The organism is Chloroflexota bacterium, from assembly GCA_016219275.1.
Lineage (GTDB): Bacteria > Chloroflexota > Anaerolineae > UBA4142 > UBA4142 > JACRBM01.
In genome coordinates, this window is record JACRBM010000080.1 from 1 (window position 1) to 24,038 (window position 24,038).

The 24,038-nt window shown below is 55.8% G+C and carries 19 protein-coding genes and 1 CRISPR repeat array; of the genes, 8 read left to right on the top strand and 11 right to left on the bottom strand.

The window, feature by feature from the left end; all coding sequences use genetic code 11:
- Positions 1-100 precede the first annotated feature (100 nt).
- Positions 101-1,686: a CRISPR direct-repeat array (repeat unit 37 nt; unit sequence GTATCAATCTCTGTTAGAGTTTAGTTTTCATTCTGAC).
- 271 nt (positions 1,687-1,957) lie between these two features.
- The 10 genes from cas2 to HY868_22035 all read right to left on the bottom strand — a co-directional run bounded on the left by cas2 (position 1,958) and on the right by HY868_22035 (position 12,108).
- Positions 1,958-2,242 carry a CRISPR-associated endonuclease Cas2 gene (gene cas2, locus HY868_21990; GenBank protein MBI5304822.1) on the bottom strand — a complete coding sequence of 95 codons (285 nt, stop codon included), beginning with the start codon at positions 2,240-2,242 and terminating at the stop codon, positions 1,958-1,960.
- Positions 2,243-2,292: 50 nt separating this feature from the next.
- A complete protein-coding gene (cas1, locus tag HY868_21995) occupies positions 2,293-3,291 on the bottom strand; it encodes a CRISPR-associated endonuclease Cas1 (GenBank protein ID MBI5304823.1) in 999 nt (332 codons plus the stop codon).
- A 134-nt stretch (positions 3,292-3,425) separates the two neighbouring features.
- Positions 3,426-4,337 (bottom strand): group II intron reverse transcriptase/maturase, encoded by a 912-nt coding sequence (locus HY868_22000; protein ID MBI5304824.1) that lies wholly within the window; start codon positions 4,335-4,337, stop codon positions 3,426-3,428.
- A gap of 88 nt (positions 4,338-4,425) precedes the next feature.
- Entirely contained in the window at positions 4,426-5,211 is a 786-nt protein-coding gene (locus HY868_22005) for a hypothetical protein (protein MBI5304825.1), read from the bottom strand.
- A complete protein-coding gene (locus HY868_22010; GenBank protein MBI5304826.1) occupies positions 5,212-5,583 on the bottom strand; it encodes a hypothetical protein in 372 nt (123 codons plus the stop codon).
- Between the two features lies 1 nt (position 5,584).
- On the bottom strand, positions 5,585-6,121 hold the full coding sequence (locus HY868_22015) for a hypothetical protein (protein ID MBI5304827.1): 537 nt from the start codon (positions 6,119-6,121) through the stop codon (positions 5,585-5,587).
- Between the two features lie 79 nt (positions 6,122-6,200).
- On the bottom strand, positions 6,201-8,480 hold the full coding sequence (locus HY868_22020; GenBank protein ID MBI5304828.1) for a hypothetical protein: 2,280 nt from the start codon (positions 8,478-8,480) through the stop codon (positions 6,201-6,203).
- Between the two features lie 504 nt (positions 8,481-8,984).
- Positions 8,985-10,130, bottom strand: coding sequence for a hypothetical protein (locus HY868_22025; GenBank protein ID MBI5304829.1), 1,146 nt, complete (start codon positions 10,128-10,130; stop codon positions 8,985-8,987).
- A gap of 145 nt (positions 10,131-10,275) precedes the next feature.
- The gene (locus HY868_22030) at positions 10,276-11,043 is read right to left on the bottom strand and encodes a 3-oxoacid CoA-transferase (protein MBI5304830.1); all 768 of its coding nucleotides are present in this window, start codon (positions 11,041-11,043) and stop codon (positions 10,276-10,278) included.
- 87 nt (positions 11,044-11,130) lie between these two features.
- Positions 11,131-12,108: a CoA transferase subunit A gene (locus HY868_22035; protein MBI5304831.1), complete on the bottom strand. Its 978-nt coding sequence runs from the start codon at positions 12,106-12,108 to the stop codon at positions 11,131-11,133.
- 104 nt (positions 12,109-12,212) lie between these two features.
- On the opposite strand from HY868_22035, the gene HY868_22040 reads away from it, so the two are divergent.
- Genes HY868_22040 through HY868_22050 form a run of 3 tightly spaced genes read left to right on the top strand, consistent with a single transcriptional unit; the run spans position 12,213 to position 16,404 of the window.
- Positions 12,213-13,622 carry a diguanylate cyclase gene (locus tag HY868_22040; GenBank protein MBI5304832.1) on the top strand — a complete coding sequence of 470 codons (1,410 nt, stop codon included), beginning with the start codon at positions 12,213-12,215 and terminating at the stop codon, positions 13,620-13,622.
- A gap of 17 nt (positions 13,623-13,639) precedes the next feature.
- Positions 13,640-15,364 (top strand): GAF domain-containing protein, encoded by a 1,725-nt coding sequence (locus tag HY868_22045; protein ID MBI5304833.1) that lies wholly within the window; start codon positions 13,640-13,642, stop codon positions 15,362-15,364.
- A complete protein-coding gene (locus HY868_22050; protein ID MBI5304834.1) occupies positions 15,361-16,404 on the top strand; it encodes a hypothetical protein in 1,044 nt (347 codons plus the stop codon). The genes HY868_22045 and HY868_22050 overlap by 4 nt, the downstream gene beginning before the upstream one ends.
- A gap of 75 nt (positions 16,405-16,479) precedes the next feature.
- On the opposite strand, the gene acnA is transcribed toward HY868_22050, so the two are convergent.
- Positions 16,480-19,194 carry an aconitate hydratase AcnA gene (gene acnA / locus HY868_22055; GenBank protein ID MBI5304835.1) on the bottom strand — a complete coding sequence of 905 codons (2,715 nt, stop codon included), beginning with the start codon at positions 19,192-19,194 and terminating at the stop codon, positions 16,480-16,482.
- A 269-nt stretch (positions 19,195-19,463) separates the two neighbouring features.
- On the opposite strand from acnA, the gene HY868_22060 reads away from it, so the two are divergent.
- The 5 genes from HY868_22060 to HY868_22080 all read left to right on the top strand — a co-directional run bounded on the left by HY868_22060 (position 19,464) and on the right by HY868_22080 (position 24,000).
- A complete protein-coding gene (locus tag HY868_22060; protein ID MBI5304836.1) occupies positions 19,464-20,216 on the top strand; it encodes a dioxygenase in 753 nt (250 codons plus the stop codon).
- 359 nt (positions 20,217-20,575) lie between these two features.
- Positions 20,576-21,274, top strand: a complete 699-nt coding sequence (locus tag HY868_22065) for a hypothetical protein (GenBank protein MBI5304837.1) — start codon at positions 20,576-20,578, stop codon at positions 21,272-21,274.
- 132 nt (positions 21,275-21,406) lie between these two features.
- The gene (locus HY868_22070; protein ID MBI5304838.1) at positions 21,407-23,035 is read left to right on the top strand and encodes a formate--tetrahydrofolate ligase; all 1,629 of its coding nucleotides are present in this window, start codon (positions 21,407-21,409) and stop codon (positions 23,033-23,035) included.
- A 3-nt stretch (positions 23,036-23,038) separates the two neighbouring features.
- On the top strand, positions 23,039-23,425 hold the full coding sequence (locus tag HY868_22075; protein MBI5304839.1) for a hypothetical protein: 387 nt from the start codon (positions 23,039-23,041) through the stop codon (positions 23,423-23,425).
- Positions 23,422-24,000 carry a phosphatase PAP2 family protein gene (locus HY868_22080; GenBank protein ID MBI5304840.1) on the top strand — a complete coding sequence of 193 codons (579 nt, stop codon included), beginning with the start codon at positions 23,422-23,424 and terminating at the stop codon, positions 23,998-24,000. Before HY868_22075 ends, HY868_22080 begins: the two co-directional genes overlap by 4 nt.
- The last annotated feature ends 38 nt before the right edge of the window (positions 24,001-24,038 follow it).

Sequence of the window (24,038 nt, forward strand, 5' to 3'; positions counted from 1 at the left end):
TCTCTCCCTTGCCCCCATTATACAGTTAATTGTCAGGGAGAGTTGTACCACCCCATATTAGCACAGGGGGCGACGCCGAGCAAATCTGAACTCGAAAATGGTATCAATCTCTGTTAGAGTTTAGTTTTCATTCTGACCAAAACCAATACGGCTGCGTAACAATTCTCTCACTGATGGTATCAATCTCTGTTAGAGTTTAGTTTTCATTCTGACGCGACTTTAACAAACGAACAGTTCCGCCAGGCACGCGAATGGTATCAATCTCTGTTAGAGTTTAGTTTTCATTCTGACGAGAGGACATGAATGAGCGGTATCTAACAAAACTATTCGGCGCGTATCAATCTCTGTTAGAGTTTAGTTTTCATTCTGACAGGTACAAGAACTGCCGCAAGGACGGCAATCGGCCAGTATCAATCTCTGTTAGAGTTTAGTTTTCATTCTGACAACTCGACGTAGCATTGCGTCGTGAGTTGGATCGAATCATGTATCAATCTCTGTTAGAGTTTAGTTTTCATTCTGACCAGTACTCGATCGTGAGTCTGAGGAGGATTGACATGTTTGTTGGTATCAATCTCTGTTAGAGTTTAGTTTTCATTCTGACTTGGATCGAATCATTCGACTGCGTTTCCGTTTTGGCTTGGCAGAGTATCAATCTCTGTTAGAGTTTAGTTTTCATTCTGACGAATCATTCGACTGCGTTTCCGTTTTGGCTTGGCAGAGTATCAATCTCTGTTAGAGTTTAGTTTTCATTCTGACGATGAACTCGCGGCAACCGAAACCACCTGGTCCGATAAGTATCAATCTCTGTTAGAGTTTAGTTTTCATTCTGACTTGCAGAATATAACCTCGGCGAATTCCCTCATGGGGCGACAGTAAGGTATCAATCTCTGTTAGAGTTTAGTTTTCATTCTGACTATCGCATTGAATAGCGCACCGCAAGACGCAAAGCAACGTATCAATCTCTGTTAGAGTTTAGTTTTCATTCTGACCTGACAATGCGAAAAGACATTCCACCATAGCCAACTCCGTATCAATCTCTGTTAGAGTTTAGTTTTCATTCTGACGACCGATGAAGTCCAACGTCGAGACACACCGGAAACGATCCACGTATCAATCTCTGTTAGAGTTTAGTTTTCATTCTGACTTGATCGCGTTGATCGCGATCGCCGCGTGCTCGACATCTCCCAGGTATCAATCTCTGTTAGAGTTTAGTTTTCATTCTGACTGGCAGAGTCCGCAATCGCAGAGATTGAGAATGTGCGTATCAATCTCTGTTAGAGTTTAGTTTTCATTCTGACTGGGAGCGTTAAATTATCCCTTCTGACTGCAATGGTGGTCATCACGTATCAATCTCTGTTAGAGTTTAGTTTTCATTCTGACTGGAAAGAGTTGGGAAGTTGAGTACACATACAGAGATACCTTTGTATCAATCTCTGTTAGAGTTTAGTTTTCATTCTGACCAGCTCGACAATGAGGTGGCTATCTCATGGTTTCATGCGTATCAATCTCTGTTAGAGTTTAGTTTTCATTCTGACGCGTAGCGATGCCTGCGGATGGTGCGAAGAGGTAAAACATGTATCAATCTCTGTTAGAGTTTAGTTTTCATTCTGACATGACGCAAGAACCGCAACGGTCGCGGACACAACCTCGTATCAATCTCTGTTAGAGTTTAGTTTTCATTCTGACAGTCGCATTCTCCCAGCGAGTGGGAGACAGAACGCAATTTGCCCGCTCCCCAGCCCTGTCAGTGGGGCAAAAACCCCATCCCGGCACATCGGCGCCACTTTGCGAGAATCGGCAACTCGTACCCACCACGCTTGGATTCTCGCAAATCATCCGCGCTTGCGCGTCAAAATGAATCGGTTTGCGTCAAAAAATCTCATTTTTCAATCACATTTCACCCCCCTTTGCGAGAATCGCCCCAAGCGCTCTACCCCCCACCGATTCTCGCAAAACCCTACACCACAATGACCTGCACTTCTTTCACCACTTGCACGCCGCTGGTCGTCTCAATTTTGCTCCGACACGTTTCGCACAAAAAATAATAGCGCACCTGGTCCAGCCGGGGCTTGATCACGCGCCGCACCGCGCGTTCCATCCGCGCAAAATCCTTTTCCACCAGCAAACACTCGAACACGCTATATTGTACCGGCGTCCCAAAATCAAGCAGCCGCTTGTGCAAACGCGTGCGCCGCTTGTCATCCGAAATATCGTACGCGACAACGATAAATTTTTTGGTCATCGTGTCCTTCAGACCTGAAAGAGTTTCGCGCCAGCGCCTTCCCGGTCTTGTCACCGCGCGCGAAACGGAATATACGCCGGCAACTCGCCCTCGATCACCTTGCGCAAAAGCCGCGCCTGCACCTCAAAACACTTTTGGTACGTCAACCGCCGGCGATAGTGCGGATGCAGAACCTCGGTTTGAATGCGCGCCGTGTAATAACGCAAATACTTTTTCAAGCCGCGCTCGCTCAAATACACCCCGCCATCGTCGCCAGCGTGAAAATCTTTTTGCTCCAAAACACGCTTGTTGATCAACATCAGCGCCACCAAATCGGCAATGACGCCGCGAAACTCTTCCACCAGATCGAGCGCGAGCGCGGGACGCCCGTACGCGTCCGCGTGAAAAAAACCGGCATACGGATCCAACCCGACAATTTCCAACGCCGCAAAAATGTTTTCGCCAAGCAACGTATAACCCAGACTCAAGAGCGCGTTCACCGGATCGGGCGGCGGTCGCCGGGCGCGCTTTTCAAACGTCCAATCGCCGCGCAGAACCGCGCGCAACGCGCCAAAGTATGCCTTGGAACCCGCGCCCTCATTGCCGCGCAGTTCCGCCAGATCGTTCGCGCGCGCCGCCGCGCGTAGGTGCGGAATCAACGCGTCCGCCGCCGTCCGCAAACCCTCCACACCGTGATCGCGCCCCCAGCGTTGCGCCAGCGTCCGATAGTTCGCCAGCTTGCCCTCCACCACCGCGCGGCTCACTTGCAACGAGAATGCCGCATCCTTCATCTTGGCATACTGCGTCTGTCGCAATGCGATGTTGAGCGGCGTCGCGCCGATCAACCGTCCGCGCAGTTTACCTTGCGGCGTCAGGAAAACCAGTTCGATGCCCTGATCGAGCAAAAACGCGATCGCCGGCGTCGTCACACCCACATTGCCGATCAACACGACCGACGATACATTGATCGCCGGCACCGCGATGATCGTGGCATCCTCTTTCGTGACGACCAACTTGTGATATTCTTTTTCGACGCGCGCGCCCTGCTCGGTTACATACAACGTTGCCATACGCAAGTCAGACGGATGAACGCTTCGCGTGAAGGATGAAAAACTGAATAGATTTTTCTGCGTCCCTGCTACACCGAGTTCCCGCGAGTTCCTCGTTGTTCTTCATCCTTCCGCTCTCATCCTTCATCCTTTCCTCAATACCATTCCGGCGGCAGAAAATCCCATGTCGTTGGTCGCGTTTTGGCGTGCACGCGCTTGCCCTGTTTGAGGTACGCGAACGAGTCGCGATAGAAATGCACACCAAGATAATCAAACCCTTCGTCGAACGAAACCACGCGTGTCTTGGCGGGTGACAACTTTAAGCGCAAATAACCCAACGCCCACGCCGCAAATCGCCGCGCCTCTTCCATCTCCGCGCGCGTCTCACCCAGGATGATAAAATCATCGGCGTACCGCACCAAGCGCAACCCCATGCGCGTCAACGCCAGGTCAAACCGATGCAAGTACACGTTTGACAACAACGGCGAGACGACCATCCCCAGCGGCGTGCCGACCGCCTGGTCGCGCGCGCGCCGCCCGACCTTGAGCCACAGTTCGATCAGTGCGATGATCCGCGCATCGTCCACATCTTCGCGCAAAAAATCGAGCAACAAGGTGTGATCGAGCGATTCAAAAAACTGTTCAATGTCGCCATCGAGAACCCAACGGAATCCGTCATCGCGCGCGCGCAACACCGCATCCAGCGCGCCCTGGGTGGAACGCCCCGGACGATAACCGAACGCACAGTCCAAAAATTGGGCGTCGAGTTTTTCTTCGAGCACGTTCAATACCGCGCGTTGCAGAATCCGATCGCGCACCGTGCAGATGCTGATCGTGCGTGTGCCACCGCTCGGCTTGCGGATTTGGAACTGGCGCAAACGCTGCGGCTTGTACGTGTTCGCGCGCACGCTTGCGCGCAATTCGACCAAGTGCGTTTCCCACTCACGCGCAAAACGCCGAATGCTGATCTCGTCTACGCCCGGCGCGCCCTTGTTCTGCGCGATGCGATTGTATGCCGCGCGCAAATTGGCGAGCGCCAGCGCGCGAGTGAGGAGGCGGGTGGGCATAGGAGCACACTCAAACCCACTTGTCTTCTTTCAATGTGACCTTGATGCACGCTCGAAGCGGGCATTGCTTGCACCGGCTCTTGTCAGCTCAAACCCACTTGTCTTCTTTCAATGTGACCTTGATGCTAACATCGCCAAAGCCCTTGGAGATTTGCCCACCCATCCGTTTCACGTCTTCTAAACGTTCGACCACAAACTCTTTGATGAGATCCGTTTGACTCTTGGCATTTCCCCTGAGCCATTCATCCGCATATCCTCTACCTTGTAGTGGACGCGGTTTACCCAATTCCCAACCGCGAATTGTGTCCGAGAGCAAAATACGCATCTCGCCTTCAAACACCGACCCTTGCGGGATGCCCTGCAACGTGCGATTCGCGGCGTGCGCGACCGTATCCGTTCCACGGTCGCGGCGATTCTGATAAATTTCTTCGATCTCGGTACCGCCCGTCAATCCCAGGTATGGCGTCTGCACAAACCCGATTAACCCCATCGTCCCGTAAAGGTAGCAAGTAGGACAAACCGCGACTTGCCCTTCGCGACGACCGCTACTGCGATACTCGCAATTCGCGCCCTTGTATTTTTGTCCACGTGTCAAGGCGCGTTCGTCTTCCGAAAGGTTGTTGAAACTGGAAGGGATGCACGGTTTCATCGGTGGCTGGTTGCCATAGTTCAAGATCAAATATTCTTCGAGTTTTGCGCGCGCCGCGCCTTTGAGACTGGAACCCTGCACCACCGGTTTTCCGCCCAGCGTGGTGAACGGACCATGCACATCGGACATCGGGTCTTTAAACGCGCCGATGTGCAACGGTTGTTTGGTCGTCAAGCGTACCGTGTAAATCGCCCAATGTTGATTGCGTTTAATCTCGGTTGGCATTTAGCTCTCCTTTGTGCGCCCATAAAAATCGCGTAGGGCATTCAGTTTTTTCAAAATAAAACCGCCGTGCGCGCGCCGCAAATGTTCGCACTCGAGTACGCCGATAATTTCAACCAAGTAATTCAAATCGTCGCGGCGATTCGCGTACGTGCTGTCTTCACGCTTGCCGACAACAAACGCTTCAGCAAGCGTTGGTCCATCGCGTTCAAAAACCGTCGCGACGTCATCCAACAAACCCGTCACCTCAAGTTGCGGACGATCTCGTCGCACCTGCATTTTAGACACATACATCACAATCTCGTCCATCGCGCGTTTAGCACGAACTTCAAGTGGGTCCATCGCGCGTTTAGCACACTCTTCAAGTGGGTCCATCTTACACCTCCTGTGTTTCTTTCAGGAACGGTAGCGGTGCGCTCACCCAGCTATCTTCAAAGAGCGCGCGGACGTACTCGCCGCCTTCGTGCGCCGCATCCGGTTGAAAGAGATAACCAAAGATTGGCATTTTGACTTGGATCTGAAACAACTCCAACACCCGCGAATTTTCCGGTACGCGCACCGCCAGCCGACCTTCAACGGGCTTGAACTCTAACGCCGGCTTGGTGCGTTTCAACCGGCATTGTCCAAATCCCAGTGAACGATACGCGCCCATTTCCAGCATCAAATCGGCTTCGAGTTCTGCCGCGTCGCCATCGGTTGGAATATAGACACGCGCGTGAACATCGCTAAGGAATTCAATCTCTAATGGGAGTTTGGCTGTGTCGCTGAACACATCGCGCAACCCGCGCATCTTGGTCTCGCGCCGAAATTTCTGAATGCGCCCAACCGCGTGAATGTCCGACTCGCGTCCTTCGCCACGTCGGCGCGCGCGGAGCGCGCCCGTAATTTGCGAGTACGGAATCGAACTGTCCAAACTTGCGCGGTAGGTTCCCTTTTTGGTGCGCTCACCCAAACATAAAGCGTCGCAAGTTAATTCATATTCCCAAAACATATCACTCCAATCCGAACGTAGTGAGATGCTCGTACGCCAACAGATCGCGCATTCGCAAAACGCCCTGCTCGATCGCGTCGGCGAAAGAATCAATCACCCGCGGCGATAGCTTACGCCGGTCGTGTCGGTCACTCAACAATGTCAAGGTTGCCAATGCCGTACTGGCGCTCCGCTGTTCGATTTGCGCGAGTTTGTGCAGGTACGTTCGTCCGCGTTTAACTTCACGGTCACGATCATTCAAGTCCAATCCAACCAACAAGTCAAACGCGCGCAAACCAATTTCCATTGGACGCTTACCGACCACGCGCACGCTTATCGGTTGCGGCGGCTTGCTAATGTACCGCCAATGTTGGAAGAACGGGTACTTGGGATCTGAGATGCTAATTCCCAGACGAATGGGCGGCATCGTATCCTTTTCAAACCATACTGGGAAACGCGACCGGCACAGCACGCGAAATGATTCCAGCAGATGGTACAACTGCGCCCCGTCGCGTAACTGAATCAAGCGCAAGTCGGACATACCCAAGTCGCGTAATTCAGGTTTACCATCACGTGAGCGCGGCGCAATTTCATTTAGCCGCGCGTTCCAATCCGTCAAAAAAGCGCGATAGTCTTCGACGAAATCGCGCGCGACTGCCGCAATGCGAACATCCTTCAAACATTCTTCCCGGATCTTGACATCTACGATATTCGCTTCAACGTAATCGGCGTACAGGTTGAGCAAGGCACTTTCGAGTGCGTGTGCTTCCAGATTCACCTTGACCCATAGCGCCAGATCCCAATCGTCAATGCTTCCCTGGTAAAGACCACCCGTGCGAATCTCTTCACACACATCGCAAACATAATCAATGGTATTTGCCATCGGACGCTCTTTTGCCTGGCGCATCTGGCAAATCTCACAGATGGGCGGTGGAAAAGCAGAGCACTCGGCAATATCTTTTGGATACAAAGAGATGTGTGCATATTCCCCAGCAAATTGTTCAACTGAATCAGAACTTGATTGAGTCGCAACCCGCTGAACCAAGGCTGTTTCGGTGTTCTGCAGGTTAACCAGTTTCTTCTTGGCGTCACTCCATTCTCGATCTGCCACAGAAATTCGCTTGCCATGCTCGACACGATCCATTGCTTGAGCAGATTGCCGGCGTAATGTCAAACGCGCCTCATCTAATCGCTTGACCGCTTGCTCCTGGTCGGAAATCTGACTCTGCACCTGCACCAATTCGGGTTTCAACCCAACTTGAAAACGCCGAGTCAAACCCTGTTGCACCGCCGTCGGTAGCCAAACACCAACTTGTTTCAATGGCGCGGTTTTGATCTCGATCTCCAGATATAAATGCTCATTCAATACCGGCTCGAACGCGTCGCGCAGTTTCTTGTTCAAACCAGCGGGCTCGGCGTCCTCTGCAACGTATGGAAGAACAAGCCACACCGAATCGCTCGTTTGAAACAACAGTTCATCGCCAAATTGATTTTCAAGTTGTTCCGAAACTTTCGCCAATTTACCAAACAAGTTCAAGTCCGCCGGGCGAACCGGGTTCTGGTGAAACTTGACCGTCGCGCGAAGCGAGTGGAGCGACCATCGTTGCTCTGCGTCCTGTGTGGTTTGAACCGACTCGCCGCCCAAACTCAACCACAACGGCTCATGCTTTACGGTAATATTTTTCTTCAGAATCCGGTAGAACTGACCAACCAATTGCGAATGCGACAATAGTGATGTAACATTACGCGGAATGGTCTCGTCCTCCGGCTTGACCTCCATATTCGGACGAAATGTTTCCCAAAGTTTCTTTGCATCATTCGACTGAATCAGATTCAAGGCATCTGTAAGCGAATTAGCATCCTTGATTGGCTCCGGATCACCATGCATTAATTGAGCAAATCGCGGATTCCACAAACGATGGACAGTCATCCTCTCTGCGCCACCAATCCTTTTCCCCAAAGCGCGTCCCGCTGTCGTCGCAAGGTGATCACTCAGGATGATTAAAAAAATCGCCTTCCGATCTTCTTCCGTTATTTTGGGATTAGGACAAGGCAATGATAGATTCCGTTCCCAGCCATCCGACTTGGCATGATGATGTGTGATAGCCCACCAAACAAGGTTTTCAGGCGGAGACTTGAATCCTAATGTCCCCCAATCCAAGTTACCAAACTGCGGTTTGTCAGCACCATGCACATAGACCTTGGCACCATCTGTGGATTTGACGGGGGGAGTCGCAGTAGTTAATTCTGATGTTGCCAACTTCATCAAGTCATGCAATTCCGCAATCAAATCTGTTGCCACAGTTTCACCTCATAAAAAACACAACGCGCCGCACACGCACAAAGCTCATTTCGCTTTGCCGCGTGGCGACGCGTGCTCTAGTTGCCGGGATTCTAGAACCATGCCAAGTGGATTGTCCGTCAAGACTCACACCCGCACTTGATCAATTTGCTCGCGATTGTATCACGCTTCCCAGCGCGTGGCAAATAGACTTTATCGGAAACAACTTTTACCTCTCGCCAAGACGCAAAGCACGCAAAGAATCATCTTGAAAAAACTTGGCGTTCTTGGCGGCTTGGCGAGAGAGGTCTTATTCCCGATAATGTCTAATGGATTTGCCAAGTTCACGGCGTTATTTACTCCAATTACCTCGTCCAACACCCCGACTTGCGTATAGTAATGATCGCAAACGTCAATTTCAACCTATCTTCGTCTAACCTACTTCCTACCTAGAACCTACCTACCTCTGCTTGGAGCATCTCTAAACTACACGAAATCGGTTGGGGGTTGCTTTTGGGAACTGGGTTATGCAGACTTGGGTTTGGGCATAAACCGATCCCACGCCACGTGCGTTCGTCGCGCGATGAACCACACGGTGAACGTATCGTCGAGCCATTGTTGCACCGCGCGCGTCGCGTTGAACACCTGACGCACGATGAGTGGAATCGGAATCGCGAGCAACGCGGTCCACAACACGTTGATGACCGACAACCACTCGACCAAATTCAACTTGGTGCCGCCCAAATACATTCCGATGAATCCCGTGACGGCAATCGCAGCAATTGCCGTGAAGAACAACGTAATGAATAATCCGACCCGACGAATGATCGCGATGTACCAGTGATCCGCAGAGGTCAAGTACGTTCGCGGATCGCGCAAGCCGAACAAGAGCACATCCCAGTGTTGCGCCTGCCGCTCCAATGCCTTTTGTAGGTTCACCTCGTCGCGCTCGGTCAGGTCGGCGGATTTTTTATTTTTGTTATCGCGCATCAAAATGTTTTCGCGATACACCAACGCGGTGCCCACGCTCCACCATTTCAAATGCCAACGAATCACCGGCGCGACGTAACGCGGCAAATTTTTTTCTAGCGCGTTGAGCCGCGTTCGCTCAACATCGAGCCGATACTTGGAAAGTAAACGTTGCCAGCTTTCTTCCGCGACGGTTTTCTTCGGACGTTGTTTGGGCAAGCGCATGTACCAGTACGTGTCTGCGAGACTCAACCCAGCGTTGAACGCCTGCGCGCTCGCCGAAGACACGCTGTCGAGCCGCGCCCACACTTGCTTGCTCCACTCGTCGAGCAAGTCGCGCAATTCGCGTTGAGTGTAGTACGCGGCTTCTTTGCGGTCGAGCCAGTTGCGCGTTTTCTGCGGGAGCGCATTGATCGTTTTCGTCAACTCGCTCGCCTTGTCCGGCGTTTCGAAACCGAGCGCGAGATAAAACTGGGCGAGGCGCTGTGCGGCGAACACAAACGCATCGGGCGCGCGTTCGATACTTCCATCGGACGCGTCGAGCCGCGGCGCGTACTCGTCCGTCACAGCAGCGCGCGGCGGCGTGGGGCGCGCGCCTTTGCGGAGATGTCCCAGCGTTTCGGAAATCGCCCAGCCGAGCAGGAAGGCGTTCGTCACGCGCGTATTTTCGCGCGCATCGAGAGATTTGTTTTCGTTTGGCATTGACAAAGTTTTTTCCAATGTTATAATGTGGCTGCTCGTTCGGTGAGAATGGTTGCGCCTATGTCCAAATGGACCTCGCCCATCTTGCCTTGTCGAACGAGCAAAGTTTTTTGTACGGCAAATTTGAAATTTGCCTTACGCCTTCTCAAATATAAAACCGTCCTGGGTCAATTTCCTCGCGCAACAAGCGCAACTCGTCCGCGCTCGGCGGCTCGTTCATCGCCACCTGCTCCGCAACTAGCAACTCGAATCCGGTGTTCGCGATCACATCGTTGATCGTCACGCCGGGATGCGTCGCGATCAAACGCATCCGGCGCGATTCGCGTTCGTAATCCATCAACGCGAGCGTCGAGACGACGTTGATCGGTCCGGTGTTACAAGGCAAACCCGCCGCTTCGCGCGCGCCCGGTCCGGTGAGATACCCCGGCGTCGTGATGAAATCTACCTTGGGCACGAATCGCCGCGTATCGTGTTGCATGATCGCGATCGTTTGCCAGCACAAACTCCCCACATCGTTCGCGCCGCCGCTCCCTGGCAAACGCGCCTTGGGATGATCGTGCGCGCCGATGACGGTGCTATTCAAATTGCCGAACCGATCAATCTGCGCGCCGCCCAGAAAACCGTAATCAATAAAACCGCGTTGCGCGGTCTCCATAATGTCGCAGATGCCGGACGCGGCGGCGGCTTTGTGGAACGTGCGCGCTTCGCCGACCGCGCGCGGCAATGCTTCGAGAATCGCGCCGGTGCCGCCAAACTCAAAGATCGGCACCAGGTTTGGCGCGCGCGTTTTCACTGCCAGCATCGCGGCGAGCATCGGAATACCCGTGCCGATGAACGCGGTCGTCGCATCGCGAAACAAACGCGCGGCGACGCAGATCATCAGTTCAGTTTTGGAGTATCCAGCATTTGGCATTGGGTCTCCTGACATGGATATTTTTAATTGGTAATTGGTAATTCGTACTTCGCCATCCGCTATTTGCTATTCGCCACTCGTCACCCGTCACTCTCTCCGCTCGCGCTGTTCGACCAACTCCGCGAACCGCGCCGCACCGATCAAATCGAGATACGCGCGATGGTCGGACACGTTGTAAATGTACTTGTCGAGGTACGCGCGCGCGCCTGGCGCGGTCTCACTCGCGTGCACCCACTCGCGGAGAATCACTTCATCGCGCGCGTACATGTACGCCATCTCGCCGGGATGCGAACCGAACGGCGCGTGCACCACTGCGTCCACCAAGTAAAACGGAATCAGCGTACGATCCGGATACTTGCGAATCTCTTCCGTCGGCACGATTTCCTCCGCGCTGATGATCAAGCGTTTGCACGCCCGCGCCATTTCGCCGGCAAAGCCGGTGATGCCTTCGATTTGCGCGTTGCCGTAACAATCCGCGCGATGAACGTGGATCAAACCGACATCGAGAATCAACGCGGGGAGCAAACACACTTTCATGCCGGTAAATGGGTCATGGGTAACCACTGCCGCGCTTGCGTCGAGCGTATCTGAACCCAGCATCGCGCGCACCGGGATGAACGGCACACCCATCGCCGCGGCTTTCATTCGCCACGAAATCGCGCCGTTCGACCACTCGACGCATGTGGCGATTTGTCCCGATTCGACTGCGCGGCGCAACGCGGACGATGTGCCGTACACCTCCATCCCGATGTAGGTCAAATCAAGTTGATTGACCAGCCCCGCGGCGATCCACAAATCGAGATCAAAGACACCCTGACCGCACACCCGCAAATTCGTCTTGCCCTGCCGCACTACCTCGCGCACGAGCGACATGGGACAACGCACCGAACCGTACAACTCGGTGCCGATGTAGCAACCATCGGTCACGAACCGACGAATCGCGTCTGCTTCGCTCATCCGTTTGTCCACCAGCGCGCGCGTTTTCTGCGTGCGATTCCATTCGCGAAACGCCTCCAAGTCGGGCGGTTGAATGAGTTCGCCGCGCCCGCGTGCCAGTACCTGCATCGTTCCTCCTTGAACGCTCAAGATACGGTGAAATCATACGGCATTCGTTTTTGATTGTCAACAACCTTCTTTTGATGTATAATCGCGTCGCAATGGATTCTACTGTGCCTGCCCAAGTTTTATTTGCCGATTCGGATGCATTGCTGTGCGTCATGGCGCGCCGCGCGTTGCAAGAACGCGGGTACACCGTTACGATCGCGCATGATGGGTCCGAAGTCCTCGAACGTTTCGAGCAACACGCGTACGCCGCCATCGTCCTGGGTTTGTCGCTGCGCCTGGTAGACGGCGTGCGCGCGCTGCGTGAAATCAAAAGCCGCCGCCCGGACATGCCCATAATTTTGCTCAGTTCGAATCAAGACGAGGACATGAACGCAGTCGGCAACCAAGGGGCTTTTTGCGTCGTCAAGACACCCATCACCGATTGGGATCAATTTGCCAATACACTCGCGCAGGCGATCCAACAGCGCGGTGTCCCGGATCGAACTGTCATGGCGCAAGCTAATTTGACGGACAATTCGGTGGATGCGTCCACCACCCCGACCGCGCGCGCGATAGACCGCGCAGCGTTTACGCTCTTGCGCTTGCTCACAGACATGACGCGCGCGGGCAAACCCTTGGGCGAAACGCTCGACGTGCTTTTGCAAGTCAGCGCGCAAATCATGGAAACGAATCACGCCGCGCTCGTGCTCCTCGAAGGCGACCAACTGCGCGTGTATCGCGTACTCGGCGCACCCGAGTCGAGCCACCTACCGTACGATGCGAACGCGATGACGGATGATGCGTTCGCATTGCGCGTGGCTGACGCGCGGCGTACACTCACCGAAGTCAGTCCCACTCACGGCAATGCCACCGTCATTGGCACGCCGCTGATCGTCCGCGATGAAACGATCGGTGTGTTGCTGGCGTATGATCTGCCCTCGGATTTCGCCGCGCCCACGCGTGTCAAGTGGCTGGAATTGTACGCGGCGTATGGCGCGCTCGCGATTGAAATGGAGCGGCTTGCCGGCGAGTACGAACAGCAACTCCCCACAGATATGATGACGGATACGCTCAAACGCGCGCCGTTTTTGGATCTCGCCGACCGCGAGTTTCGCCGCGCGTGGCGTTACAATCAACCGATCACCGCGATCTATGTCAGTCTCGATAACTTGGCGGAAATTCGTTCGACGAACGGCGCGTCATCCGGCGAACGCGCGCTCAAACTCGCGGCGCATACGTGTCGCAACACGGTGCGCTCGATTGATCTGCTTTGCCGCTATGACGACGACGCGTTCGCCGTGTTGCTCCTGATGACGACGAGCGCGGACGCGCGGCACGTCGCCGATCGTTTACGCAATGGTCTGGCGAGCTTGGAGATCGCCAACGGCAAAGCATCGGTGCGCGTGACCGCGTCGCTCGGCGTTTCCGCGTATCCGCGCGAAGGATGCTCCTCCATCTTCGACCTGATTGCGATCGCGCAAGAGGCGCAACGCGCGGCGCTCCGCCGCGGCGCGAACCAAATCGTGTACGTCTGAGTCGCCGAGATGAACGAATGAGCGCGCCGCCTTTTCTCGATCAGTCCGGCAATGTGTGGATGACCGATTTTCCCGAGCCGTTGACCACACCTGAAGCGATCTCGACGCGCGACGCGATGGAGGAATTGCGCCGGCGCTACGCCGAGTTGGCGACCTTGTACGCCACTGGCGCGCGGCTCAACGCGATTGTGGAATGGCACCACATCACTCACGCGATTGTGGACGCCGCCATTCATCTCGGCAAGGCGGACGGCGCAACGCTGTTGTTGGTGGACGAGTCCACCAACGAGTTGCACATCGCCGCCGCGCGCGATTTGCCGGATTCGGTCGTCGCGCGCACGCGCATCAAATTCGGCGAGGGCGTCGTCGGCTGGGTCGCCGAAAAACGACAACCTTTGTTGTTGCTCGGTGCTTTGAACGCGGACGAGTATCCGCACGCACATCCCAAACCCAATGCCATCGGCTCTTCGATTTGCGTGCCGTTGCTCATCGCGCCTTCGCTCACGACGCTGGGTGTGCTGTGTCTCAGCCGACGCGTCAGTTCGCCTTGGTTCACGCACGCCGAAATGCGCGTCGTCGAGGCGCTCAGTCATCAAGCCAGCGTGGCGTTGCAAAACGCGCGCACGCATCGCCGTTTGCAACGCCGCGCGTTACAAATGGAAAACCTGGTCGAGATCAGCGCGAGTTTGATCGCGACGCTCGAGGTTGATTCGGTTCTCCATTCGATTATTGACAAAGCAGTCGAGTTATTGCATTGTGAAGCCGGCTCGCTGTTATTGGTAGACCCGGAAACCGGTGGACTCGTTTTCAAGGTCGCGACCGGTCCCGCCGGCAGTCAACTCATTGGCACCAAACTACCGCCCGGCGCGGGGATTGTCGGCACGGTGATGCGCGAGGGCAAACCGCTCATCGTCAACGACGCCAAGTCCGATCCGCGCCATTATGGCGATGTGGACGAGAGCACTCAGCGCATCACCCAAAGTCTACTCTGCGTGCCGCTCAAAAATCAATCTACCACCCTGGGTGTAATCGAGATCATGAACAAACTCGACGGCACCCCGTTCGGCGAGGACGACAGCGAATTGCTCGTCGCCTTTGCGATCCAGGGCACCATCGCGTTGGAGAACGCGCGGCTGTATTCCGAGTTGCGCCGCTCGTTCACCGACATCGTCCGCATCATCGCGAATGCCGTTGAAGCGCGCGACCCGTACACCGCGGGGCACACGAGCCGCGTCACCGACATCGCGTTGGAGACGGCGCGCGAACTGGGATGGTCGCGCGAACAACTCGATACGCTCGAAGGCGGCGCGCTATTGCACGACATTGGCAAAATCGGCATTCGCGACATCGTTCTCCGCAAACCCAGCGGACTGACCGACGACGAGTACGCCGAGATGAAACAACATCCCATTGTCGGCGCGCAAATGCTCGAAGGCGTCGCCGCGTTGCGACTGATGTTGCCGTACGTGTTGTATCATCAAGAGCGCTACGACGGCAAAGGGTATCCGTTCGGACTCGCCGGCAAAGAGATTCCGCTTGAGGGACGTTTGCTCGCTGTCGTGGACACGTTCGATGCGATGACCTCGGATCGCCCGTACCGCAAGGGCTTGTCCGTCGAAACGGCGGTCGCGGAAATTCTCCGCAATCGCGGCACCCAGTTCGATCCCGATGTAGTTGACGCGTTGTTGCGCGTGCATGCCAAAGGCAAATTATATCCTGCGATCATGGAAAAAGAATTGTGAGTAGCCAAGCCACCGCTTTACCGCTAGATTCCGTGCCCCCGGTCATTCATCCGTGGGAAGACTTGGAAACTATTTTGCGCCACGCAAAAAAAGCGTACGCGAATGGCGACAAGGTGCGCGCGTCCGCGTTGTACGCGCGCGTGATCGAGTTAAACCCGAACGATGTGCGCGGCTGGGTGGGCTATGCCTCCGCCACGCCGAACGCCGACGAAGCGATCGTCAGTTGGGGTTATACGCTCGCGCTCGCGCCGGACAACAAAGAAGCGCGCACGGAACTGGACGCGCTTGTCGAAGAGAAAATCAAGAACTCGATGCTCGCGCAAATCGAAAACCCTTCGCTCGCGGCGTCGTTCGTCGCGCTGGGGCGCGCGCTCGCCGAAGCCGGTCAACGCGCGTGGGCGTATCGTCTGCTCGTACGCGCCACGCAATTGGATAGTGCGAACGAACACGCCTGGGTCTGGCGCGGCGGCGTGACCGAGGATTTGAACGAGACGATCAGTTGTTTGAATCAGGCGCTCAAACAAAATCCGCAGAGTGTGCGCGCGCTTGCCGGTTTGCGCTGGGCGCAAACGCGCCAGTCCGCCGCGCCGGCATCGCGCACGGCGGTGGAACGCGCGACGCAATGGGTCGAAGACGCGCAACGCGCGTTACACGAAGGGGATACTGAACGCGCCTACGAACTGCTCAAGAACGCGACGGAGCTGGATCCGCACAATATGCTCGCGTGGTTTTGGCGCGGGAGTGTCGCGCTGGATGTGGACGAGGCGCTCGCGTGTATGGAGCAGGCGCTCAACCTCGATCCCAAGAGCGAAGCCGCCAAAGACGCCGTGTGGTGGCTCCGCATTCGCAAATTACGCGAACGCGCGCGCGCCCAAGCACGCGTGTTCGCGACCTCGGCATCCGCATCGTTCCCGCGCGTTGCCAAGCCCGCGCCTCTCCCCGCCGAACCGGCACGCTTACACATCCAAATGTGGATGCTGGTCGGCATCGCGACCGTATTGTTGGCGTTAATCGTGGCGGTGATCGTTCTCACGCGGTGAGATCGGAGCGCACAACCGGCGCGATGTGTTGAAAACCAAGACCTGGAAGGTTTTGCAAACCTTCCAGGTCTTGGTTTACGCCTTCATCAAATTCCGCAGAACCGTTTGCAGAATGCCGCCGTTCTTGTAGTACTCGACCTCGACCGGCGTATCGAGCCGCGCGATCACGTTGAACGCGACCGTCGTCCCATCTTCGCGTTTCGCTTCAACGCGCAACTCTTGGCGCGACTTGATATTGTCGCTGATACCCAGGACGCTGATAACCTCGCGCCCAGTGAGATTGTATGTTGCCGCGCTTTCCCCAGGTTTGAACTGCATAGGCAGCACACCCATGCCGATCAAGTTGCCGCGATGAATCCGTTCGAACGATTCCGCGATGGCTGCCTTGATGCCGAGCAATGCCACTCCCTTCGCCGCCCAATCGCGCGACGACCCTGTGCCGTACTCTTTGCCCGCGATCACGACGAGCGGAACATTCTCGGCGATGTACTTCATCGCCGCGTCGTACATCGGTATCTTGGCTCCATCGGGGAAATGCAATGTGTTGCCGCCCTCTTCGCCGCCCAGCAAAAGATTTTTGAGCCGAATGTTCGCGAACGTCCCGCGCATCATCACCTCGTGATTGCCACGCCGCGTGCCGTACTGGTTGAAATCTTCCGGCGTCACGCCATGCTCGATGAGGTACTTGCCCGCCGGTGAATTCTTGGCGATGCCGCCCGCCGGCGAAATGTGATCGGTCGTGATGCTGTCGCCGAAAATGCCGAGCACACGCGCGTTGCGAATTTCGCTCAAGGGTTTAAGGTCCGGTTTCAAATCGGCAAAGAACGGCGGATTCTGAATGTAGGTCGAATTCGAATTCCACTCGTACGCATCGCCACCGCTCACCGGAATCGCGTTCCACATCGGATTGCCGTCGAACACGTTCGCGTATGTCTTGGTGAACATCGTCGAATCCACCGATGAAGCAATCGTGTCCGCGATTTCTTTTTGCGAGGGCCAAATATCGCGCAAGAAAACTGGCTTGCTGTCCTTACCTGCGCCGAGCGGTTCAGTTTCGAGATTGATGTCGGTCGTGCCCGCGAGCGCGTACGCGACGACGAGCGGCGGCGACGCGAGAAAATTCGCTTTGATCTGCGCGTGCACGCGACCTTCAAAATTGCGATTGCCGGAAATCACTGCCGCCGCGACAAGATTGTTCTCGTTGATCGCTTTCGAAACCGGGTCGGGCAAGGGACCCGAATTACCGATACAAACTGTGCAGCCGTACCCGGTCGTGTAAAATCCCAGCTTTTGCAAGAACGGCGTGAGACCGGCTTTGTCGAGATATTCGGTCACGACCTTGGAACCGGGCGCGAGCGATGTTTTGACGTGCGGCTTGACGGTCAAGCCGGCTTCGACCGCTTTTTTCGCGAGCAAGCCCGCGCCGATCATCACCGATGGGTTGCTTGTGTTCGTGCAAGACGTGATGCCAGCCAGCACAACCGCGCCGTGAGAAATTTCGGATTTTCGGTTTTCTATTTTCGATTGCGCATCCCAGGTCACTGGCACGGTCTTGCCTGCCTCAGTATCCGACAAACCGTACCCGCGTTCTTTGACCGGCGCGGTCAACGATTTACGCAACGCGGTTTTCAAATCGCGCAACGCGACGCGATCTTGCGGACGTTTCGGTCCGGCGAGACTCGGCTCGACCTCTGCGAGATTGAGTTCGAGCGTATCGGTGAACACGGGATCGGGCGTCGCGTCGGTACGATACAAGCCCTGCTCTTTCGCGTATCGTTCGAGCAAGTCCGCTGATTTCGCGCGACCGGTCGCGCGCAAGTACCGAATCGTTTCGGCATCCGTCTGGAAAAAGCCCATCGTCGCGCCATAATCGGGCGCCATGTTCGCAATCGTCGCGCGATCGGGCAACGAAATGTTCGACAAGCCCGTGCCGTAAAATTCGACGAACTTGTCCACGACGCCTTTTTTGCGAAGCATCTGCGTCACGGTCAATGTGAGATCGGTCGCGGTCACACCATCGCGCAGCGCGCCGTGCAGTTTGAACCCGACGACCTGCGGTGTGACCATGTAGTACGGCTGACCCAGCATCACCGCTTCGGCTTCGATACCGCCGACGCCCCAACCCAGGACGCCGAGACCGTTGATCATCGTCGTGTGCGAATCGGTGCCGACGACGGTATCGGGATACACCACGCCCTCACGCGTGAGCACACCTTGCGCGAGATATTCGAGGTTGACCTGGTGGATGATGCCGGTCGCCGGCGGGACGACGCGCAGATTCTCGAACGCTTGTGAACCCCAACGCAAAAATTCGTACCGCTCGCGATTGCGCTCGAATTCGAGTTGCGCATTTTTCTGCAACGCGTCCCCGTTGCCAAAATAATCTACTAGCACCGAGTGATCAATCACTAAATCCACCGGGACGAGCGGATTGATTTTCTTCGCATCCCCGCCGAGCCGCTTGACCGCGTCGCGCATCGCGGCAAGGTCAACGACGCACGGCACGCCGGTGAAATCTTGCATGATGACGCGCGCCGGCATAAACGGCAGTTCGCCGAGTGTGGGATTTTTTGCGTCCCAGTGCGCGAGCCGGGTCACATCGTCTTGGGTAACTAGAAAACCATCGCACGTTCGCAAAACGTCTTCGAGCAGAATGCGAATTGAAAATGGCAAGCGCGCCAGGTTGCTGACGATACCGGCTTTTTCCAGCCGGTCAAGCCGGTACAAGACGAGTCCGGTATCGAATGTCGCACGCGCGCCAAACGGATCGGTCAAGCGTTGACTAGTCATTCTCCATCTCCCAATCGTTTAGATGTTGGAATTTGGAAATTGGAAGTGGATAATTGGAAATTGGTAACTGGAGACCGCTCCAGTCTCCGAATTCCATCATCCAATTTCCAACCTCCACCTTCCAATTTCCAAAACATTATACTCTGATTTTTTTGCGCGGCAAGAGCAAGACGCCCTTGCCCGGCACTTGTCCATCGCCCACAAATTTGGTAGAATCTGCTCTCCCGATGCTCCGCGCAAATCATTGCGGGATAGACGAGGTAATCACAATGAAAAATAGATATACCAATCTGGCGCGACACATTCTATCGCGCGCAATTTTGTTTTCCGTACTCACGCTCCTGCTTGCGGCGTGCGCCGGACAACCGACGAGCGCACCCGCGCCACAAGCGACGGCGATTGTGCAACCGACGAGCGTACCGGCACCACAGGCGACCGCGACCACGCGACCGACAAACGCGCCGTCCACTGCCGCGCCAGCGGCAACGCAACCCGCGCCGACCCAGTCCTCCGCGGCGCGCGACGTTGTGCCAACCCCGGTGTGTCGCGGCACACTCGAAGCCACACCGGCGCAGACCGAAGGTCCGTACTACAAACAGAATCCGCCCGAACGCGCGACGCTCACCGAACCTGGGACGACCGGCACAAAAATCCTGGTCATCGGGTACGTGCTTTCGACGGATTGCAAACCGATCGCGCGCGCGCGCGTGGACTTTTGGCAAGCGGATGACAAGGGCGAGTACGACAATTCGGGGTACAAATATCGCGGCTATCAATTGACAGACAACGCGGGACAGTATCGTCTCGAAACCGTGTTGCCCGGCTTGTATCCTGGTCGCACGCGGCACATTCACGTCAAGGTGCAAGCGCCGAACCAACCCGTGATCACCACGCAAATCTATTTCCCGAACGAAGCCGGCAATGCGCGCGACTCGATCTACAATCCCAAACTTCTCGTCGCGATGCAAGACACAAGCGTGGGCAAGGTGGCGACGTTCAACTTTGTGGTGAATGTGAAGTAGAATTCCTGGGGCGCGCAACCGAAAACGCAAGTAACTCAGCCACGCTGTATTTCAACCACAGAGATCACAAAGGTCACACAGTTCTGGCTTATTATTCCCTCTTTGCTCTCTGTGCGCTATGCGTCTATAGTAGGTTTGAGTTACGAGCGAAACCAGCAGAAAGCTGGGTACGCGCTGTCATACGTTGGGTGGGCGTCAAGTTTTTGGGTGGTGAAGAAACCTTGCGAAGGTTGAACGGCAATCCTATTTGATTTGTCGTCGAAATCTTCGCAAGGTTGAGTGTTCCAAAATTTTGACGCACACCCTCATACGTTTCGCCTCTTGCGCGTTCTCCCCGCGTCGTGTAGAATACCGGCATCATGTCCGACATCTTTTACGACCTCGAAACGAAAGAGCTGCTCGACACGAGCAATCCCGACCAGGACGCGGCGATTCGGGTGTTGCGTCTTTCGGTCGGCGCGACATGGTGCGCGTGCCACGACGCGCAATTTTTTCGTACCACCGCGCCGCTCACCGAGCATTTGCTCGCGCACACGCGCATCGTCGGTTTCAACATTCTGCGCTTTGACAACACCGTGCTCGCGTGGTCGCCCGAACGTCCCGTCCACGAAAAGATTGATCCCGTCTCCGGCAAACGCATCATCGAAAAACCATTGCCCGATGCGCCGGAAGATTTGAAAAAACTACTCGACTCGCGCAGTTTCGATTTGCAAGCCGATCTCGAAAATCGGCTGGGACATCGCGTCTCGCTCGCCGCGCTCGCCGAGGCGACGCTCGGCAAAGAAAAGAGCGCGACCGCCGCGCAAGCCGTCGTGTGGAATCGCTTTGCCGCGATCCTGCGCGACAAGTGGTCGCTCGCGCTGCTCGATGTTGGCGATCAAGAGGGCGCGCAACGCGTTAACGAACTGGGTCGGTGGTTCCAAGAACGGCTCGAAGAGTACTGCCTGCAAGACGCGTTGCTCGTGAAAAAACTTTTCGAGTACGCCATCGCGAACAAACGCGTCGCGTTCATTGACTTTGAGGGCGAACGACGCGCGGTCAAAGTACAATGGAAATAATTTTGGATTTTGGATTTTGGATTGCGCGGTCAATCCGAAATCGAAAATCGAAAATAACAAGCACGTCGAAAGCAAACTGTGATTCCATCTACTTTTCCTGAACCGAAACCGATCGGCGACATCGCGCGCGCAATGGGTTTGTCGGACGAAGAGCTTTTTCCGTATGGCAAATTCAAAGCGAAAATTTCGCTCGATGCGCTCACCCGCTTCGCCGATCAACCGAACGGCAAGTACGTCGTCGTCACTTCGATGACGCCGACGCCGCTGGGCGAAGGCAAAACGACGACAACCGTCGGTCTCGCGATGGCGTTGAATCGCGTGGGACAGCGCGCAGCAGTATGTATGCGTCAGCCGTCGCTCGGACCAGTGTTCGGCGTCAAAGGCGGCGGCACCGGCGGCGGTCACGCGCGCGTTCTGCCGATTGACGACATCAACTTGCATCTCACCGGCGACACACACGCGGTCGCGATGGCGCACAACCTGCTCGCGTCATTCCTCGACAATCATTTATATCAAGGCAACGCGTTCGATATTGATCCATTCTCGATCACTTGGCCGCGCGTGCTCGATATGAACGATCGCGCACTGCGCCACGTCGCGATCGGTCTGGGCGGACGCGAGGGTGGTGTACCGCGCGAAACGAACTTTGATCTGGCGGTGTCGAGCGAAGTGATGGCGACGCTCGCGCTGGCGGCTTCCCGCATTGATTTACGCGCGCGCCTGGGTCGCATCGTCGTCGGCATGACACGTGCCGGGAAACCGGTGACCGCCGATGATCTGCAATGCGCCGGCGCGATGGCGGCATTGTTGCGCGACGCGATCCAGCCCAACCTCCTACAAACCATCGAACACACACCGGCGTTGATTCACACCGGACCGTTTGGCAGTATCGCACATGGCAACAACTCGGTGCTCGCCGATCACATCGCGTTGAAACTGAGCGATTACGTCATCACGGAATCGGGTCTGGGTTCGGAACTGGGCATGGAAAAATTTTTCGACATCAAGTGCCGTTATTCCGGCTTGACGCCAAACGCCGTCGTCCTGGTTGCGACGACGCGCGCGCTCAAGATGCACGGCGGCGCGGGCACGGTCGTCGCCGGGAAACCTCTGCCCGATGAATTAACCAAGGAAAATTTGCCGGCGCTCGAACGCGGTTGCGCCAATCTGATCAAGCACATCGAGAACGCGTTGTGGTTCGGCGTGCCGGTCGTCGTCGCGGTGAATCGGTTCGAGCATGACACCGAACGCGAAATCGCGATGGTCGAAAAAATCGCGCGCGAGTCCGGCGCGGAAGGCGCGTTCGTGTCGGATGCGTACTCGCGCGGCGGCGCGGGCGCGATCTCGCTCGCCGAGGCGGTCGTGCATGCGTGCAAAAAACAAGCGCAGTTCAAATATCTGTACGCGCTCGAATTGCCGATCAAGGAAAAAATCGAACGTATCGTAGATCGGATGTACGGCGGAGAGGGTGTCGAGTATACGCCGATAGCAGAACAAAAAATTAAACAGTACACCGAACTAGGTTTGGGTACACTGCCGATTTGCTTGGCAAAGACGCACCTCTCGCTTTCGCACGACGAAAAACTCAAAGGTCGTCCGCGTCGGTTCCGCATCCCGGTGCGCGACGTTCGCATCGCGGCGGGCGCGGGTTATCTTGTCGCGATGGGCGGCGATGTGCGCACGATGCCGGCATTGCCGCGCGTTCCGGCTGGAACTCACATAGACGTGGACGAACATGGCAACATCAGCGGAATGCACTAGCCGATGGAAGAAAAAACATTTTTCCTCGACCTGCTCCACTTTGGCACTGGCACGCAAGCCATCAACTATTTTGTGTTTTGCTTTTTTGCCATTTTAGGTGTGATTCAGGGCGTCGCGGCGCATTATCAACGCCGCGATTTGATGTGGTTGGACATCAACCTGGGTTACGCGCTTGGCGCGGCGATGATCGTCTGCGGTTTCGGGTGGTTCTTTACGACCGACCAGGAAATTTTCATCCCCGCGCTCGCGGGCGGCGAATTTTTCGCGCTGTTCGTCGGCGCGGTGATCCTGGCGGTGCCGACCACACGCGTCGTCGCCTTCGCGTTGGCGCGTCTCCGCGCGTTCGCGCCGGCGCCCAAACCGACCCGCGAGAAAGAGCCGACGGGATGAGTCTCGACGTTTGGCTGTTTCATCTGATCAACGATTTCGTCGGCGCGATCCCGTTGATGGATTGGCTCGCGCGCGCGCTCGTCAACGACCATGCGGTACCGACGACGATGGCGCTCATCGCGATCGGGGTCTGGTTTTCCGGCGCAACTGAAGAAGAACGCGCGCGCAATCGCCGCGCGGTCATTTTCATCGCGCTGGGTATTTTATTTACGAACGCGCTCATCAAGGATTTGTCGTACGTCTATTTTCGTCCGCGCCCATTTGCCACTGAACCGGTAAAACTACTTTTCTATCGTCCATCCGTTTCGTCGTTTCCCAGCATCCCCATCGCGACGGCATTCTGTTTCGCGGCGGGCGCGTGGTACACAAATCGGCGCCTCGGCATCGCACTCGGAATCCTGGGGATGTTGTTCGCGTGGTCGCGCGTGTACGCCGGCGTGCATTATCCGAGCGATGTCATCGCAGGCGCGGCGCTCGGCGCGGGCATCACGACGATTGTCACACGTCTACGTTTCATCTTCGACCCGATCGCGGATTTCGGCATCCGCTTCGCACAACGCCTGGGTTTAACCTAAAAGGAATCCAGGTCTCTCGAAGAAACCTGGATTCTGGC